The sequence below is a fragment of the Sulfitobacter sediminis genome (assembly GCF_040811725.1).
Classification (GTDB): domain Bacteria; phylum Pseudomonadota; class Alphaproteobacteria; order Rhodobacterales; family Rhodobacteraceae; genus Sulfitobacter; species Sulfitobacter sediminis.
Window position 1 is genome coordinate 1 of record NZ_JBFNXX010000235.1, and the last position, 242, is coordinate 242.

1 protein-coding gene is annotated in these 242 nt (G+C 69.4%); it reads right to left on the reverse strand.

Annotated elements, in window-relative coordinates; translation table 11 throughout:
- Positions 1 to 4: 4 nt before the first annotated feature.
- The coding region (locus AB2B41_RS24185; protein ID WP_367880276.1) for a hypothetical protein at positions 5 to 242 on the reverse strand (238 nt) is incomplete at its 5' end.

The window sequence follows — 242 nt, forward strand, 5'->3', positions numbered from 1 at the left end:
CCTTTTACTCCCCCCCCGCCGACCCCCCTCTGCACTGAAGGCCGCCGCCCTTCTCGCCGCCGTTGTTCTCGCCGCCGTTATTGTCGCCGCCGTTGTTCTCGCCGCCGTTGTTCTCGCCGCCGCCGTTATTGCCGCCGTTGTTGTCGCCGCCGTTATTGTCGCCGCCGTTGTTCTCGCCGCCGCCGTGGTGAACGGCGGTGTAGTTCTCGGGGGTGGGGTTCTCGGTGGTCGGCGGGGGGGGG